Here is an 18,572-nt window from a genome sequence, read left to right as displayed (position 1 = left end):
CACGACTCCTTGATTCGCCACCCAACAGCGTTAGCCATTTAGCTCACTGATAAGCATCACTTTAACAGAAGAGTATATGGGATCTAAAATTTGCAGCCTGATTTTATCCTAGGACGTGCTTAACTTATGCCGCTGAGTTTTGGCGACGGACGCGGAACTTAGGTAAGATAGCGACCATAAAAGTGTGCCAGTGATGGCTGTGTTAATCGCTCAAGTCATGGTTGTAGTAATACCCATGTGGCAATCACAATGTGGCAATAACAAAAGGATCAAGTATGACAGCTGATAACCGCTATTTTTACGAGCCGAGCAAAGGCCATGGTCTCGCTCATGATCCGCTTAATGCTATTGTCGCCCCAAGACCCATAGGTTGGATTTCATCCCGCAATGCACTGGGGCAGCGTAATCTTGCCCCTTACAGCTTTTTCAATTGTTTCAACTACAAACCGCCCATCATCGGCTTTGCCAGCACAGGCTGGAAAGATAGTGTCGCCAATATTGTCGAAACAGGCGAATTTGTGTGGAACCTCACCACTCGCGGCTTAGCTGATAAAATGAATCAAACCTCCGCCATGCTGCCACGCGGTCAAGATGAGTTTAGCTTTGCCGGACTCACGGCTAAAGCAGGCACCATTGTTAAGGCAGACTTAGTGGCTGAAAGCCCAGTGAACTTCGAATGCAAATTGTCCCAATGCATCCAGTTAACAGCCGCTAATGGCGACAAGATCGATACTTGGTTAGTGTTAGGTGAAGTGGTTGCCGTGCATATTGCCAAGCATTTACTCGACAGCGAAGGCGTGTATCAAACCGCCCTCGCCGAACCAGTACTGCGAGCTGGCGGCCCATCGGCGTACTATGGGATCTCCGAAGATCAAAGGTTTGATTTGAATAGACCACAAGTGTAGGAGTCGGTGCTCAAACTTCGTTTGAGTTTTTAATTCAAATCAAAGTCGTGGGGCTTCACCCCACACCCGACCAAGGAGGACTGCTCGTCCTATCCTCCTTGGATTCTCCAAGACGCCCCTAGCGAAGTTACATGCATTTGTTAGTGGTCTCATACTCCAATAAAAATTGCCTAACGGCTCAGATGGGACATCCCTGTCCCCCCGAGCCTGCGCCATCATCCATGATGTCGCCACGGCATTTTTATCTGCGTATTTCGACAACTTCGCAGGGGAAGGTGAACTTTTGTTGCTTTAGTGTTGGCCGCGAAACTTAAAAGAGTACTGCAGGTTCAAAAAAGATATATGTAACATCTTTGTTGCGAGTTATTCTGTAAATGGTGATACATTATTTGTTTATCTTACCTAACGGTAAGAATGTATAACCGAATTAGGTGGTTTAGCTCCTGAGGTAGCAGCACAGCCTCATTTGAGGGGTTATGCAGCACAAAATACTTAAAGTGCAAATTATAAATATTCCCCCTTATTTTGTTGTAGACTTTTGTTGTTTATGAGGGAGTTGTAGTATTTTTAATGTTGTTAATTTATAAAGGGATGCAGTGAAATAATGAATGAAGAAATAAAGAGTGGAAGCAGAGTATCTAAAAGTTTTTTTACGGTTTTAAAAACACTTAGGGAAATGGTTTCTATATTTACCTGGTTGTGTATCTTTTCAGAAGTTTTTATTTTTGATATAGGGGTGGCTTTAGTTTCTAAATATCCAATTTTTCAATTCGTATTTGATTATAACGTACTGTTGTTACTTGGTAGTGTAGCAGTTACATGGCTTGCATTTGGATCTAAAATCTTATTGAAGACATTTGGATATATAGCATTTTATCCATTCATTTTGTCACTATGGACAATGCCTAGGTTTCTTTTTAAAAATTGGGCTGTTGTGATCGCTTTCTCCCCAGCAATATATCAGTCATTAAAAACATTCAAACGAAGCTTTATCGTTTTTGTGGTAATTATTATTTGTGTTTTCTTGGTTTGTCTGGCTCCGCTAGACTATTATGTAGTTCATATAAGCATGGTGGCTGTTGCTATTTATTTAGTAAGTCACTTTATCAGTAGGTTAAGATCCGCATATTCTTCACCATCAATTTTTACTATTCTAAAAGATGCTGTTAGAGAAATATGGGAATATCAAAAGGACAGTATTATTAAAGAAAAGCCTAGTGAAAATACTGATTCAGAAGATTATAAAAGGAAGTTTGGCGAGTCACTGCTCCATACGTATATGTTGTCGACATGTATGCATTTTTCAATAGTGAAACTTCAAGAAGTTATGGATAGTAGAAAAATGGATCTATATTTTTTTAGTTCACTTATATGGACTTTTTTCGTTTCTGTAATTTCATTTGGTGTTTTTTATTATGGATTGTTCAGAATTGACAAGACGAATTTTGTTAATGTAGATAATGCGAGTTTAATCGACTTTATTGGGTTTAGCTTTAATACATTAATGACTTCTAGCATTTCAACTATAGTGGCTGCTTCTGGAATTGCTAGATCTGTTACTTTTGTTCAATTGTTTACATCTGTTTTATTAATAATTTTGCTTGTATTTATCATTCTAACGAGTGTTAGAGAAAGGTGTAAAGAATATTTAAATAATTTGATTTCAGAGCTTAGAGAGTCAAGTGATAAGTCTAAATCTTATATTGAATTAAATTATGAATTAACTGCAGAAGCTATCGAGCATCTCTTATTTAAGCATAATGAAGCTGTTATGAAATTACTTTTGGGAGTACGATATGGCAAGGTCGATGCAGAGAGAATAATTGAACAATTTAAAAATTTAGAAAAAAAGATTGAAACAGAAGATGAAATTAAAGTAAAGCCGTTAGAGTAGAGTCATTATAAAAATCTTAGTGAACGCAGTATCAGAAAGAGCGAGCAGATATATATTAATGCTACGATTTCCTGTTTTTTATTAAGTAATCCACGGTTGCCAAAGAACGGATAGGCATACATTTGATGTTAAAGATTACACCCTCCCCTTGGAGTTGCCGCAGGGCATTTGCGTTCGTTGCGTGAGCGAGGCATGGATGCCGAGATAGCGTCAGTCGAATCAGGGATGAGCGTCTGACGCGATAGCATAAGGACGCTAAATGCCCAAGGGGCTTTCAACTCCGTTGGGGGACGTCTTGGAGCATCCAAGGAGGATAGGACGAGCAGTCCTCCTTGGTCGGGTGTGGGGTGAAGCCCCACGACGTTGACTTTGATTTGAATGAAATCTAATTTGCGGCAAGACATTGTTTACTCAATAAATAAATTGTCAGGATAGTTAAATAGCTAAGGAGAGGCTGATGCCTTTTGAATTATCGGAAGAACAATTAGTCCTAACTGAACAAGAGTTGGGTGCAACATTGCCACGCGAATATCGTGAAGCGATGAAATTGGATAATGGTGGCGAAGCCGTTACAGCAGAAGATGATTGGGAGTTGTATCCGATTAAAGATACTTCTGATAGAAAACGAATTTCCCGCACTTGCAATCATATCCTTTATGAAACTGAGTTGTGCAAAGGGTTTCACCATTTCCCCGATAATGCGGTCGCGATTGCGGGCAATGGGTTAGGCGACCAAATGGTTTTTATCAAGGAATCAGGCCGGATTTTGGACACTGTGTATTTGTGGCTTCATGAAACGGGTGAGCTTCAACAATTGGCCGCTTCATTTAATGGAATTGAAAAGCTGTAAATACTAATAACAGTATGATTAAATATAAATTTTTAACACGATAGCTACAGATAACACAGATCCCCTGCGAAGTTGCCGCGGGGCGTTGGAGTAAATTGCAAAAGATCGGACAGGCATAACTCTTTTTTGCTTTTAAATCAGAGTCAAGATCAAAGTCAAAGTCGTGGGGCTTCACCCCCTGATTTTTTAATCAAGAGTCGACCAAAAGGGGAAAAGCGCCTGTTCCTCTTTTGCCTCTTTTTTAACAAGAGTCCTTGTCGAACAACGTCCTTGTTTAACTGCCAGTTCGCCATCCATGGCTCTCGTTCGTAACGCTGCTACGCAGCACTCACCCTAGCGAAGTTACATGCATTGGTTAGTGGCTTCGTGCTTATTCGAAAATAGCTAACGCTTCCGATAGCTACGCTTTACATCCATGTAAAGCACTCCAGTTCGGCAGTCCCTGCCTCTCGTTCATAAGCGCGAAAATCACCGATTTTCATTCGCCCCTTCCCCGAAAGTTACGCAGACGTCCTATCTGCGTCACGCGCAATCCTTTCAATGAAGAGTCTTCTAAGCCCTTCAGCAACTTCGCAGGGGGAGGTGAACTCCTGTCGCTTTTGTGTTGAAAGTTTTGCTATTTACTAAAGTTCCATTTTTGTTTTGGGATCTAGGCATCGAACCGCTGAAGGTTATTTGACTATCAACGTCGCCTAGCCCCCTGACTCATACGACCCATTTCTCTCACCGTGCCTCGTTGACGCGCACTTTGTGCTCGCTGCAAGCTTTGATGGTCTCTCGTCTGTGTAGCCGAAGAACCATAGTTCTGCATAGTTGCAGAACGGTCCGCTGACGTCTGCGGGCGATACTCTGGTGTAATTACTTGATGATGTTCGGTTTCCTGACGCATTTTATCCCGTTGAGCATCGGTTAATGGTTGGCCTTTTTCATGCTGCAAGCCAATAGTGTCGAGTCGCTGAATAGATTCCTGAGGCTTCCATTGCCCCTGATTTCTGTCTTGCCATTTACCGTCTTGCAGGCGTGATACATTACCATTTTTGTCTGCATAAACATTGTTATCACGGGTACTGCTGGCCTTAGCTCTTTGCATATCACGTTGAACTACCGCAGGGTCGGCATTACGCGCCCGATTGTTGGCACGGTTATACAAGTTTACTTGACCTAATTGGTTGGCCCGCAAATTGTTGTTGCTGATGTGGTGATCTATCTTGTTGCGGTTGCCGATATTAATACTGTTGCCAATATTGATATCGCCGTTATTGATAAACACTGGGGGTCTATAACCACCGCCACCGTACCAGCCCGATCCATAGTTTCCCCAATGCTCGCTCCACCCTATCCCAACAGTAAAGAAGCCATTACTCCAACTCACGCCGAAGTTCCATCCTGTCCATGGATTGTAACCGACATGGAATCCCCATGTTGGGGGTCTTGGGTAGTAACCTGCGCCCCAGTAAGGCGTGTAATACCAACCTGTGCCGTATATGGGAACACCATAATAGGGGAACGACCACATATAACCTGGAGTATAACCAACGTAGACCACCTCAGGTGTAGAGTCATAAATTTGCACATAAGTGGTGTTATACACGGGTGAGCTAGGGGGAATTTTAGCTATTTCATCACTTGGCACTTTATCGGCCACTTTCCATGGTCCCTTGGCAGAGCTTGACTCATACCAGACACCGTTATCGACCGCATAGTAATGTTTGTCGATCAGCAATACTTGGGCTGCTGTGTTAACCGCATAGGATATTTGAGTGCCTGGAATGGCTTCAAATTTGGGTTCACCGTCATACTCGACCGTTAAGCTGGCATTACTGCGCTTAATGGCCGCCGTTTGAGGAATTTGCGCGTCATACATAGCATCTTGTGCTTCGTCTGTGCCCGCTACCGACACGCGTAAACCGCCAATATCGGAATCAGGTGGGATTTCCTTGAAACTGTCTGGTAGATGATCGGCGCGTACAAATGCCCATGGGCCTGATTTTGAGTTTGATTTAAACCAACGTCCCGATAGTAAGATGTACATTTCATTCTTACTCACATCTCTTAACCAAGGGGTTTCGGTGTTTGTTACATAGAGTAGTTTGCCGCCAGTCAGTGATTGCCAATTTGGTTTACCTGTGGTCGAGATTAACTCTGTCGGTTCGGTGGCCACCACAATTTCTGGAATCGTCGCGGGTTTGGCATCACTGGTTTTTGGGGCTATTTTAACCAGTTCGGCTGGTGGCTGGGTGGTAATAGTCCATGGTCCCATAGGGTCTTTAGCCTGATACCAGAGCGCACCAGAGCTTAAATACACAGCACCAGATTTTTTATCGCGTGCAACGGCAAACGGAGTGTTGAGTACGCGCTCAAACTGGCTGTTTTCAATATCGGTAAACTTAGGCTTTCCATCAAACAGCAGTAATACTGCTAGCTGTTCTTTAAACACTATTTTTGGCGCATCATGTTTAAGGTTTTCTAAACTTTGTTGGCTTTGCTCTGCTGTTTCTAAGCTGGCAGACAGTCGAGACATTGAGATATCGAAACTGGTTTTGGCTAATTGTTGGTCGACTATTTCAGTAAAGCGTGCTTCGTCTTTCTCGTCTGAATCCGGCCAAGTGACTTTAGTCACTTTGACATTATGTACTAAGGCACTGTCTTCATCGCCGTTGGTATCAATTTTTGCACTAAACCAAAATGCACCAAATATCGGTTCTGAATTATCTTTTAATTCAAGTGACATCGCAGCGCGTCCTTGCAGCAAATTCCCGATCAGGCTTTCAGGCTGAGGTTGGTACACTATGATAGTGCCACTCGGGGTGGTGATCTCCTGCGGCCAAGTATTGGCAAATGTCGATGTTGTACAAAAAAATAAAATAATGAATATAGTTTGAAATTGTGCGAGCTTGCTCCTCACGGTTTTAAACAGCAAAGCATTCATAATGCCATCCTCGATTTTCATAAAATCAACTACTTACGTTGTAGACTTTTAGGTTGAGCACTCACGGTAATATCTTAGTCGACATATATGCTATAGCGTGATACTGAGACCAAAGTATAGAACAGATCATGTGGACTCCCTGTGCGCGTCGCTTTTTAATTTTACCCATTATTTACAATAATATTTCTGCATTAGCTAAAGTCGTGGCAGCGCTTTAATGTTATTTACGAACCCAAATACTCTGAAGCTAATAAGAGACTTTTAAAAAGAAATTTTTATTTAGCCTCCATAGCTAAATCACTTTGTGAAATCATTTAGATGTGTGGTTGTAAAATGCGGACTTTCAGATATGCGAAGGGATTAACGGCATCAGTCGTAAATGGAAATACCTGTTGTCGAAAATGCCACTCGCTAGTGCGGCATAACAAAACTACCCTAGGGCCAACTTATGGGTGAGGTGGCTTTTTGCTAGGTGGCTATGTTTCGATATCTTTTGTGTAGTTTTAGTTTAGTGCTCCTGTATCCGACGGGGATTGATATGTACTTGGTCGGCTTACCGCAAATCGCTCAGGATTTAGGGGCGAGTGAGGCTCAGCTGCATATTGCTTTTTCTATGTATCTTGCGGGGATGGCGACGACTATGTTGTTTGCCGGGAGTTTAGCCGACAGAATAGGGCGCAAACCTATTACATTGTTTGGGGCGCTACTGTTCGCGATTGCGTCCTACCTTGCGGGGAGCGCACAGACGAGCGACCTCTTTTTAATGGCGCGATTCGCCCAGGGAATTGGTGCAGGTGCTTGTTATGTTGTGGCTTTTGCGATTTTACGTGATGTATTAGACGAACAGCGCCGGGCAAAAGTGCTCTCGATGATCAATGGGGTGACTTGTATTGTCCCCGTGATAGCCCCTGTGATTGGCCACTTAATCATGCTGAAATTTCCTTGGCCTAGCCTGTTTAATACTATGGTGGGCATGGGATTATTGGTCTTGTTTCTATGTGTTGTTGTCCTGCGCGAAACCTCTCCTAAACTGCGGTTACAAGCGGCTACTGCGGGTACGAATGAACCTAGGGAATCCTTTAAGCAGCGTTTCTTTATTAGCCGGGTAATCATTACTACGCTAGGGGTGACGACGATTCTCAGCTATGTGAATGTTTCACCTATGCTTATTATGGGGCAAATGGGGTTTGACCGCGGTCAATATTCCAATACCATGGCGATGACAGCGTTGGTGAGTATGGTGGCTTCCTTCTCCACGCCTTTTTTGCTTAATCGCTGTAAAGAAAAAACCTTAATGCTGATCTCCCAGGCTTTATTTGCCGCGGCGGCCTTAGTGTTTATCTTGACCCAATTGCACTGGTTGAGTGACACCATCAACCTAGTCGGTTTTGGTTTAGTATGCTCAGGATTTGCAATTGGATTCGGAGTGACAATGAGTCAGGCGCTTAGCCCATTTGCCTCTCGGGCTGGGGTGGCGAGTTCACTGCTGGGAATTGCTCAAGTGTGCGCCTCGGCTTGTTATATTTGGGTGATGGGTCTGCTCGGTGTGAGTGCCATTAATATACTATTGCTGATCTTAGCCGTCGGTGCATTGGTGAGCATAGCACTGATATTGGCGGTGCCTAAATTGCAGGAAATTGTACCTAATGAGCAAATCTCTGACGCGGTTAGATCTTAACTTATTGTTTATTTTGCAGCTTTTATTGCAGGAGCGAAGTGTCTCTAGGGCCGCCAAGACGCTGAATGTTACCCCTTCGACCGTCAGTAAAGCCTTGGCAAAACTGCGGGATTGGTTTGACGATCCCCTGTTTGTCAAAACGCCGCAGGGGTTTCAATTAACACCATTGGCGCACGGTATGGAGCAAGAGCTATCGGATTGGTTGCAAATGGGCAAACAACTGATGGCAAAGCGCGGTGACGAGATGACCAAGGGGCTGACCTTTGAACTCGTGCTCGAATCGCCGTTATTGCTCATCATGCTCAATGAGTTAACGCAGGCTATTTATGGGCAATATCCCGATGCTAAAGTGAAGGTGAGAAATTGGGATTATGACTCATTGGAGGCGATAGTGCGCGGCGAAGCCGATATGGGGTTTACCGGCCGTGAAAGTCATCCGCGTTCTAAGGAATCCCTCGATCTCTTGCCCTATTTTATCGATTTTGAAGTGTTATTTACCGATCTTCCTATGGTCTATTTGCGCCATGATCACCCAGCATTGCAGGAAGCATGGAATATAGAGACCTTTCTTAAATATCCCCATATCAATATCCTGTGGGAAAAGAGTGACACCTGGGCCTTAGACGATGTGCTTATTGAGCTTGGCCTCAGTCGCAATATAGTGCTGACCTTGGCCAGTTTTGAGCAGTCCCTCTTTATGGCCGCGAAACCCAATCACACTATGCTGGCAATCGCCCCACAATATTGTGGGAAGTATGCACAGCAGCTGCACCCTGAGTTAGTGTGCAGGCCCATACCAATAGCTGCGGAATATATCGATAAGCTTGCCATTCCCTTTACGTTAATTTGGCATAAAAGAAACAGCCACAATCCGAAAATCACTTGGCTCAAACATACCTTAAAAACCATTTATGGTACTGAACAGTTGCGATAGTCGTCGGGCGAACTCGGCCCTAGCATCGGCACAGTTTAGGCTATTTGTATCAAAATCAGGGTCAAAAAGTGTGGTTTGTATCACTTTGACACTTGTTGTTGAAATGTTTGTTAAGTGTTTGAGTTTGTGAAATATTTGTTTTAGTTTTTAGGGTAAACAGCCATTGTTGTGACTGCAAATCTGCGTAGACTGAAGTTGATTTTTCACTGGTCTATGAGGGACATAATGATAAAAAGTAAATTAAAGGGATTTGCAACCATTGCCGTCGCATGCTTGGCTATGACGGCCTGTGGTTCAGATGATAAAGATGAAGGCAGCACAGATCAAAGTGGTACTTATGTGCAATTTTATAACGCTGTGGCTGGTAGTACGACCACCGCACTTAAGATAGCCGATAAAACCTACGAAAGTGTTAGCTATGGGGACGCTATGCCGCGTTTCACCTCGAAGGCGGGTGTCGCTGCGATTGATATCATGGCTAAAGATGCTACAGGCAAAGATGTTTCTATCTATAAAGAAGATATTGATCTAAAAGATAAAACAGATCATTTCTTTGTCTTACATGGCGATTTTACCGAGCCAGCCCTACTCAATATTTATTATCCCCGCGCTGAACTCGATAAGCTTAATGAAACCGCTGAAAACAGTAAGATGCAACTTTTAATCGCCAATACGGCTATGCATGCTCAAGCCTTTGATGCCTATATTTCTAAGTCGAGTGAGACCTTTGCCGATGCCGATCCGCTGGGCAGTGTCGCCTATGGCGAAGTATCTACGCCGCAAATTATGGACACAGGGGAATATAAGTTGTACCTCGCACCCGCGGGAACGACCAATGTGACCTACACGACCGCGAACATTAAGTTCAATTCTAAGGTGCCCTATAAGTTGATCATTAGGGAAGGTTTTGGCGCATCGGCTGCAAAAATTACCTTAGACAGTATCGATTCAACCACCAATGTGCGTAACCATGTGGCCCTCGAAGCCAGTGTCGATTACCGTGTATTCAATGGGTTAGGTTCGCACATTGTGGATGTGAAAGTCGTTAGCAATAAGCAAGATACGCTATTTAGCGCTGTGCCCTCATTTGGGGTGACTAACTATCAAAATGCTGAATTTAATGACTTTAGTGTGAGTGTGTTCGACAGCGGTACCCAGAATAAGTTACTGGATAATGTGCTTATTACCCTGAACCAAGATGAGATCAAAACGATCTTTATCTACGAGCAAACTAATGATGAGGGTAGCCAAATCAAGGCCATGGAGATGAAACAAACTCAGGTCCCTAGCCCCTACAGCTTTAAGTTCGACATAGTGAGTTTTGCCGATAAGACGAATTTGACCCTGTATTTCCTAAAGGCGAATGACACGATTGAAACCGCTGCACATAAGATTTCGGCGCTTAACCCAGCGAGTCCTCTGTCTGCCATTGTGCCAGAGGGCGAGTATTCGATTAAAATCATTGCAGTGGAAAACGGTGTTAAAACCGTTGTTTATGCATCTGATTTAATTGATTTCAGCAATGAAGACAATGTGACTATGGTGCTCAATAGAGATCCTTCAACTAGCTTTGGCTATAACCTAGTGAAGCTGTAATAGTTCGCTTAAGCCCATTGGGTAATAAAAAAGCGCTACTTTAGGTAGCGCTTTTTTTATGTTTTTTGGGTTCTACTCCGACAGTTTTAGCTCTTGGCCGGGTTTAATAATGCTCTTAGCATTGAGCTGGTTCCACTTCATTAAATCAGCCAGTTTAACTTTGTTTTTACGGGCAATTTTATCCAAGGAATCGCCGGATTTTACCTTATAGGTCGTTGCTTTTACGGCGGGCTTATCGGCGGTGTTAGCGGCTGCGCTTGCTGTGTCGCTCGCTTTTGCCTTGGACGATGACTTTTTACTCGTGTTCGTTTGAGCTTCATCATTTGCGGCCATAGGCGTTAAGAGGGTGAGCTCTTGGCCTACTTTTATTCGGTCCGATGTGAGGTTATTGGCTTGTTTTAAGGCGCTGACTGAGATATCAAATTTAGCCGCAATTTCACCTAAGCTATCGCCGGATTTGACGATATAACTTTGGCTGTCATAGCGTTTTTGGGCGTAGAGCTTATCGTGGTTTTCTTGATATTGACCTATGTTTTCCAGCGGCAGGGCGATTTGATATTTGCCTTTGCTCGGGATCACTCCTTGACGAAAACCAGGGTTGTAGGTTTTAAATTCTGCCTTGCTAAGCCCGGCGGCATTGGCTATCTGGCCGATATCTACGCCATTGGGGGCGGGGACTCTATCTAAGAAAGGACGGTTAGCAATCGGTGGCACTTTGAGATTGTAATGGTTGGGAGCGCGAATAATTTGAATAAATGCCAACCACTTAGGCACAGTTTGTACTCGCTTGGCGGGAATGCCTAGGGACCAAAAATCCGTCGGTTTGCCCTTAGCTTTGTTCTTATCTATGGCGGCCTTAATCACTAGCTCACCGGTATTGTAGGCGGCGACGGCGTTGATCCAGTCTTTATCTAAGGTGTCGTATAAATGCTGTAGATAGTCGAGCACGGCATCGGTTGAGGCCAGCGCATCTTTGCGGCCATCGTAGGCCGAGTTGATGGTGAGGCCAAAATTACGCCCTGTGGCGGGGATCATCTGCCACAATCCGGCGGGGCCATTGGCCTGGGCCAGCGGATTATAACCACTCTCGACTATGGGTAATAAGGCCAATTCTAATGGCATGTTACGGGCTTCGAGTTGGCTGACGATGTAATACAAGAATGGCTCGGCGCGCTCGCCGACTTGGTTCATAAACTTTTGTTTATCGTCGAAAAAGTTGCGCTGTTTACGCACTTCGGCATCGTCATGTACGTCAATGGTATTGGCGTGCTGGATTTTTTCCCACACGTCGCTGTACTGCTCAACCACGGCGGGCGGTGCCTCGTGCTGTTGCTTTGAGTCCTTGTTATCCTTGCTCACCTCATCTGCTGGAGCACTGAAATCTGTGGTCGATGGGCTTGCCGATGTGGTAGCGCAACCGCTCAGTTGGGCCATAAACATGGCGAGCATAAGCACGGTAAAAGAGTGCATTTGGCGAAAAGGTATCCGCATGATTGTCCTGTGATGAGTTGACTGGGCATTCCATATTGGTGCACATGCTAATCTGTTTTCGAGTTTCTGAATAGATCTCAACGGTTTTCCCTACTGTCTCGGGTGCAATTTTGAGGCGATTTCACTCCCCTTTGGTGGGTGAACTTGCGTTTAGCTTTAGCCATTAATGCGCTACCATAGCGGCGATTTTTCATTAACTTGGGTAGTAAAGTGCAGACGTTAGCGCAGTTAAGGGCAGGGCAGTTACAGGGGATCACGCGTTTACAATTGGTCGAGGGGCTAACCGAGTTCCCGCGGGAGATTTTTGACTTAGCCGATACCCTCGAAATCCTCGATTTATCGAATAATCAATTGAGCACTCTCCCCGAGGACCTGCACCGTTTAACGCATTTAAAGATAATTTTTGCCTCCAATAACTGCTTCGATCACTTACCCGAGGCATTAGGGCGCTGCAAGAATTTAGAGATGATTGGCTTTAAGGCGAATCAAATCAAGACAGTGACAGCTGCGGCGTTACCGCTGCAAACCCGCTGGCTCATCTTAACCGATAACCAGATAGAGTCGCTGCCATCGGCAATGGGGGATTTACAGCGTCTGCAAAAATTAGCCTTAGCGGGCAATTGTTTAACGGCTTTGCCAGAGTCGATGGCTAATTGCCGTAATTTAGAGTTAGTGCGTTTATCGGCCAATCAACTGCAGGCACTACCCGCTTGGTTGTTGAGCTTACCTAAGCTGACTTGGCTCGCCTTTGCGGGTAATCCCTTTAGCCATACCTTGGTCGATCCCCATGCCGATGTGGCCACAGTGGCGAATGTGACGCTAGATGATATTAAGTTGGCTGAAAAACTGGGTGAAGGCGCCTCCGGGGTGATTTACCGTGGCGATTGGTTGAATCAAACTATGGTCGCCGCGACGGGTTCGCCACAGGTTGCGGTAAAACTCTTTAAGGGGGAAGTGACGAGCGATGGTTACCCCGCCGACGAGCTAGATTGTTGCCTCACCACGGGAGATCACCCCAGCCTTATCAAGGTGGTGGCGCACATTAGTCAAAAAGATCAATTAGGCCTAGTGATGGAGCTCATTCCGCCGGGGTTTAGCAATTTAGGCTTACCGCCAAGCCTAGCAACCTGCACCCGCGATACCTTTAACGCCGATACCCAGTTCAGCCTTAAAGAGGTGGCCAAGATTGCCTCTCAGTTAGCCGATGCGATGGCGCATATGCATGCCAAGCAAATCAGTCACGGCGATGTCTACGCCCATAATATTATGGTTGATGCCAAGATGAACCTGTTGTTTGGTGACTTTGGGGCTGCGTCTAATTTACGTCATTTATCCCAGGCCGAACGCTTGGCGATGGAGGCGATTGAAGTACGCGCCCTGGGTTGCTTGATTGAGGATCTGTTGGCCTATGTGGATGCTTCTGCCAATCCTGAAGCTTTTGCTTTGCTTGTAAGCCTAAAAGATCGCTGCATGTCGATGGATTTGGAGGCTCGCCCCCGTTTTATGGCGGCGAAGAAAGCCCTGCAGTGGTAATTTTGGCCCTCTATAGCCAGTCTTATCGCTGAATTGACAATTGTTACTGCACTATTGTTACTGTCCTATCGGGTTTGGGGTGTTTTTGTGAGCCCCTAGGCTTAATTGTTAAATCCTTAGTTAACTCTTTGTTTTGTTTGAATCTGTAACCTAATTTTTACTGGCCCTCACAGGCAGCATGCCTTTAGGCTATGGACCCAAACCGCCTCAAGCTGCAAAAAACACATCGCGGGAGGTGAATTAATCTTGGGTTCAATCCGGTTTGCTGTCGTCGGATAGGATGTCCGTTGAAGAGTCAGAACGATAGGTTTACAAATTATGTCTACACACCAAATGACTGCACGAGCGTGCAGTGTATTCAAAAACCATCCCCAGCATCTTCCTTGGGCGTCATTATTCGCGCCGATACCATTTTTACTGGCGAGTCTTTTCAGCCTTTTCCCACTAGCCTCCTTGGCGGCGGATAAGGTCGATATTATCCCTGTGACTGTCGAAGCGGTTAAGGAAAGCTCCTTTGCCGATGGGGTGAAAGAAGTCGGTAAAATCAGTGCGATCGATTCGGCGGTGCTGAGTTTTAATGCCAGCGAAAAAATCAGCGCGATTCATTTTAGCAATGGCGACACTGTGACTAAGGGGCAAGTGATTGCCGAGCAGGATAACACTAAGGCCAAGGCCGATTTAGATAAAGCCAAGAGCACCTTGGCGCTGGCAAAGACTAAGCTTGAGCGTATCGAAGATCTGCTGATCAAGGAACCCTTTGCGCTTGCGAAGCAGGATGTGGATGAGTTGAGGGAAAATGTGAATCTCGCCGATGCGGATGTTCGGCAGAAACAGGCGACCATGAACGACTATCTGATCATGGCCCCCTTCGATGGTCAATTGACCAGCTTTAGTCAGTCCATCGGCAGCCAAATCGGTGCCGGAACGGCCCTAGTGACCCTCTATAGTTTAAATCCCGTCGAAGTCCGTTATGCCATTAGTCAGAAGGATTTAGGTAAGGCGCAGAAGGGCCAAGGGGTGAATGTCACCGTTGAGGCCTATGGCAATACAGAGTTTAAAGGGCTGGTTAATTATGTGGCCCCCGCGGTGGATGAGAGTTCGGGGCGGGTTGAAATCCACGCGACCTTAGATAACCCGGAGTTTAAACTGGCCCCAGGTATGTTCGCCAATATCAAGCAATTCTATAGCCATGATATTAAACACTTATTAGTGCCGCAAAATTCGATTATCGCCAATAATGATGAGCGTTTTGTCTGGTTAGTACGGGGCGATAACGCCGTAAAACAAGTAGTTAAACTGGCCCAAAATACCAATGACGGCTATGCGGTTGTGCTTGAAGGTTTAGCCGAAGGCGATCTTGTGGTTAAGACTGGCATGCAAAACCTCAAGTCCGATGGCAAGGTCAAAGTCATTCAGGATAAAAACACGCAAGACGTCGCAAGCACGGGCCCTAATCCAAAGGCTAGCCTAGACACGGCTCCGAGTGCGAGTGCAGGCTCAAGCCCAGATACAAGCGCTAACTCAAGCCCAGATACAAGCGCTAACTCAAATCCAGATAACTCAAAGCCAGACACTAATCCAAGCGCAAGTGCTGACACAAGTTCAAGCTCAAACACGAGTTCAGACACCAGCTCAGACACAAGCAGTGGGGGCGCCAAGTAATGCGTTTACCCGAAGTCTGCATCCGTCATCCTATCTTCGCCTCCGTACTCAGCATTATGGCGGTGTTACTGGGTTTGATTGCCTTTCAAAAACTCGATATCCAATATTTTCCTGAACACACCACCCACTCGGCATCGGTAAATGCATCGATCGCGGGGGCGAGCGCCGATTTTATGTCGAGCAATGTGGCCGATAAATTGATTGCTGCGGCTTCGGGCATAGACAAGGTCGATACTATGTCGACCGACTGTAGCGAGGGGCGCTGTTCGTTAACGATTAAGTTTGTTGATGATACTAGCGATATTGAATACACCAACTTAATGAATAAGTTGCGTAGCAGCGTCGAAGGGATTAACGATTTCCCCCAGAGCATGATAGATAAGCCGACGGTCACCGACGATACTTCGGCGACCGATTCCGCCAGTAATATCATCACCTTTGTGAACGCGGGCGGCATGGAAAAGCAGGCCATGTACGACTACATTAGCCAGCAATTAGTGCCACAGCTTAAACAAGTTCAAGGCGTTGGTGCCGTGTGGGGCCCCTATGGCGGCTCACAAAAAGCCGTTAGAGTCTGGCTCAATCCTGAGCAGATGAAGGCGCTCAACATTAAGGCCGCCGATGTGGTGGGCACGTTAGGCTCCTACAATGCCAGCTTCACCTCGGGGGCGATTAAAGGTAAGTCGCGGGATTTCTCGATTAACCCTTTGAATCAAGTTGAAACGCTCGAAGATGTGAAGGATCTAGTGATCAAGGTCAGCGACGGCAAGATCATCCGCGTAGCCGATGTTGCCGATGTGGTGATGGGGGAGGAAAGTTTATCGCCGAGTCTGCTGTCCATCGATGGTCATAGTGCGATGTCGCTGCAAATTTTACCCCTGAGCAATGCTAATCCCGTGACAGTGGCCTCGAACATCAAGGCCGAAATTGCGCGCATGCAGCAGTACTTGCCCCAAGGATTAGAGATGACCTTGGCCTATAATCAGGCCGATTTTATTGAGGCCTCCATTAACGAAGGGTTTTCCGCCTTGATTGAGGCGGTGATCTTGGTCTCCTTAATTGTGGTGTTATTTTTAGGTAGCCTGCGGGCGGCGTCGATCCCGATTATTACCATTCCCGTGTGTGTGATTGGGGTGTTTGCCGTGATGTCGGCGCTGGGTTTTAGCATTAATGTGCTTACCATTTTGGCGATAATCTTGGCCATTGGTTTAGTGGTGGACGATGCCATTGTGGTGGTCGAGAACTGTTATCGCCATATCGAAAACGGTGAAACACCCTTCAATGCGGCGATTAAGGGTTGTCAGGAGATCATCTTTCCTATCATTGCCATGACCTTAACGCTCGCGGCCGTGTATCTGCCGATTGGATTAATGTCGGGCTTAACGGCGGATCTGTTTCGGCAATTCTCCTTTACTTTAGCCGCCGCTGTGATTATCTCCGGCATGGTGGCGCTGACCTTATCGCCCATGATGAGTGCCTATCTTATCAATACCACAGAGCAGCAGCCTAAATGGTTTAGCCGAGTCGAAGATGCGCTGCAGCAGTTAAATCATTTGTATATCAATGAGCTCAGTAAATGGTTTGCCCGTAAACGCCAGATGCTTGGGGTGGCCGTGGTGCTTATGGGTCTTGCGGGCATCGCCTATTGGCAGTTGCCTAAGATACTGTTACCCGTGGAGGATTCAGGCTTTATCGATGTGACGGCCAATGGTCCTACGGGCGTGGGGCGGCAGTATCATTTAGATCACTATAGTGAACTTAATGGTGTGATGGCCGACCACCCTGCGGTTGGGGCGAACCTGTCCTATATCGAGGGTGAGCCCGTCAATCATGTGCTGCTTAAACCTTGGGGTGAGCGTAGTGAGGGCATAGATGAAGTGATCGGTGATTTGATCGCGAAATCGAAGCAAAGCGTTTCTGCCTATAATATGTCCTTTAGCATCCGCTCGGCGGATAACCTTAATATCGCCAATAACTTGCGTTTAGAGCTGACGAGTTTAGACCGCAATAAGGATCAGCTCAGCGACACCGCCGCTAAAGTGCAAAAACTACTCGAAGATTATCCCGGCCTGACCAATGTGGGTAACTCAGTGCTGAGGGATCAACTGCGTTACGATCTGTCTATCGATCGCAACGCCATTATCCTCTCGGGCGTGAGCTATGGGGATGTGACGAATGCGCTATCGACCTTCCTTGGCTCAGTCAAGGCGGCGGACTTACATGCAACCGATGGCTTTACCTACCCCATTCAAGTGCAAGTTAACTTAGATAAGCTCAGTGATTTCAAAGTTTTGAATAAACTGTATGTCACCTCTGAATCAGGGCAAGCACTGCCATTATCGCAGTTTGTGTCGATTAAGCAGACCACGGCAGAATCCAATATTAAGACCTTTATGGGCCTCGATAGCGCCGAGTTGACGGCGGATATTATGCCCGGTTATTCCACCGATGAGATCAAAGCCTATTTAGACGAGCAACTGCCAACCCTGCTCACCGATGCACAGGGCTTTAAATACAACGGCGTGGTAAAGGAACTGATGGATTCACAGGCGGGCACTCAGTCATTATTTTTGCTGGCACTGGTGTTTATCTATCTGATTTTGGCCGCGCAGTTTGAAAGCTTCGTCGATCCCTTAATCATTTTGCTGACTGTGCCCCTGTGTATTGTCGGCGCGCTGCTGACCCTGACCTTGTTTGGTCAGAGTCTGAATATCTACTCGCAAATTGGTTTACTCACCCTGGTTGGGCTAGTGACTAAACACGGTATCTTGCTGGTGGAATTTGCCAACAAGCAACAGGCTCAAGGCTTGAGCGCGGTTGAGGCGGCGCTGAGCAGTGCCAAATCGCGGTTAAGGCCGATTCTAATGACGTCTTTGACCATGATTTTAAGTGCTATTCCCTTAGCGCTGGCCTCGGGACCGGGGTCTTTAGGCTTAGCCAATATAGGCTTGGTATTAGTGGGTGGCTTGCTTGCGGGGACCTTCTTCTCACTATTTGTGGTGCCTGTGGCCTATGTGGCAATGGCTGAATTGAAAACAAAAGATGTGCTTGCTAGGCTACGCAGTGCTTAAATCTTTTAGGCTCGGGGGATGCTAAATAG

The 18,572-nt window shown here is 46.0% G+C and carries 11 protein-coding genes; 9 read left to right on the top strand and 2 right to left on the bottom strand.

Annotated features, from left to right (window positions below):
• The first annotated feature begins 275 nt into the window (after window positions 1–275).
• From JFT56_RS17125 to JFT56_RS17115, 3 genes are all read left to right on the top strand, one after another.
• A complete protein-coding gene (locus tag JFT56_RS17125; protein ID WP_198781189.1) occupies window positions 276–905 on the top strand; it encodes a flavin reductase family protein in 630 nt (209 codons plus the stop codon).
• A gap of 604 nt (window positions 906–1,509) precedes the next feature.
• Window positions 1,510–2,799 (top strand): hypothetical protein, encoded by a 1,290-nt coding sequence (locus JFT56_RS17120; RefSeq protein ID WP_198781188.1) that lies wholly within the window; start codon window positions 1,510–1,512, stop codon window positions 2,797–2,799.
• Between the two features lie 457 nt (window positions 2,800–3,256).
• Complete coding sequence (locus tag JFT56_RS17115; RefSeq protein ID WP_198781187.1) at window positions 3,257–3,649, top strand: SMI1/KNR4 family protein; 393 nt, start codon at window positions 3,257–3,259, stop codon at window positions 3,647–3,649.
• 682 nt (window positions 3,650–4,331) lie between these two features.
• On the opposite strand, the gene JFT56_RS17110 is transcribed toward JFT56_RS17115, so the two are convergent.
• Window positions 4,332–6,599 carry a carbohydrate-binding family V/XII gene (locus JFT56_RS17110; protein WP_233095533.1) on the bottom strand — a complete coding sequence of 756 codons (2,268 nt, stop codon included), beginning with the start codon at window positions 6,597–6,599 and terminating at the stop codon, window positions 4,332–4,334.
• 457 nt (window positions 6,600–7,056) lie between these two features.
• On the opposite strand from JFT56_RS17110, the gene JFT56_RS17105 reads away from it, so the two are divergent.
• The 3 genes from JFT56_RS17105 to JFT56_RS17095 all read left to right on the top strand — a co-directional run bounded on the left by JFT56_RS17105 (window position 7,057) and on the right by JFT56_RS17095 (window position 10,786).
• A complete protein-coding gene (locus tag JFT56_RS17105; RefSeq protein ID WP_198781186.1) occupies window positions 7,057–8,256 on the top strand; it encodes an MFS transporter in 1,200 nt (399 codons plus the stop codon).
• Complete coding sequence (gene yidZ / locus JFT56_RS17100) at window positions 8,225–9,190, top strand: HTH-type transcriptional regulator YidZ (protein ID WP_198781185.1); 966 nt, start codon at window positions 8,225–8,227, stop codon at window positions 9,188–9,190. The genes JFT56_RS17105 and yidZ overlap by 32 nt, the downstream gene beginning before the upstream one ends.
• Window positions 9,191–9,415: 225 nt before the next feature.
• Window positions 9,416–10,786 carry a DUF4397 domain-containing protein gene (locus tag JFT56_RS17095; RefSeq protein ID WP_198781184.1) on the top strand — a complete coding sequence of 457 codons (1,371 nt, stop codon included), beginning with the start codon at window positions 9,416–9,418 and terminating at the stop codon, window positions 10,784–10,786.
• Window positions 10,787–10,858: 72 nt separating this feature from the next.
• On the opposite strand, the gene JFT56_RS17090 is transcribed toward JFT56_RS17095, so the two are convergent.
• Complete coding sequence (locus tag JFT56_RS17090; protein WP_198781183.1) at window positions 10,859–12,277, bottom strand: LysM peptidoglycan-binding domain-containing protein; 1,419 nt, start codon at window positions 12,275–12,277, stop codon at window positions 10,859–10,861.
• Window positions 12,278–12,487: 210 nt separating this feature from the next.
• Between JFT56_RS17090 and JFT56_RS17085 the strand changes: the two genes are divergently transcribed.
• From JFT56_RS17085 to JFT56_RS17075, 3 genes are all read left to right on the top strand, one after another.
• Complete coding sequence (locus tag JFT56_RS17085; RefSeq protein WP_198781182.1) at window positions 12,488–13,810, top strand: leucine-rich repeat-containing protein kinase family protein; 1,323 nt, start codon at window positions 12,488–12,490, stop codon at window positions 13,808–13,810.
• Between the two features lie 318 nt (window positions 13,811–14,128).
• Window positions 14,129–15,472, top strand: a complete 1,344-nt coding sequence (locus tag JFT56_RS17080) for an efflux RND transporter periplasmic adaptor subunit (RefSeq protein WP_198781181.1) — start codon at window positions 14,129–14,131, stop codon at window positions 15,470–15,472.
• Window positions 15,472–18,543 (top strand): efflux RND transporter permease subunit, encoded by a 3,072-nt coding sequence (locus JFT56_RS17075; RefSeq protein ID WP_198781180.1) that lies wholly within the window; start codon window positions 15,472–15,474, stop codon window positions 18,541–18,543. The genes JFT56_RS17080 and JFT56_RS17075 overlap by 1 nt, the downstream gene beginning before the upstream one ends.
• The last annotated feature ends 29 nt before the right edge of the window (window positions 18,544–18,572 follow it).

This window comes from Shewanella putrefaciens (assembly GCF_016406305.1).
GTDB classification, from domain to species: Bacteria; Pseudomonadota; Gammaproteobacteria; order Enterobacterales; family Shewanellaceae; genus Shewanella; species Shewanella putrefaciens_C.
This window is presented reverse-complemented; position numbering and strand designations above follow the sequence as displayed.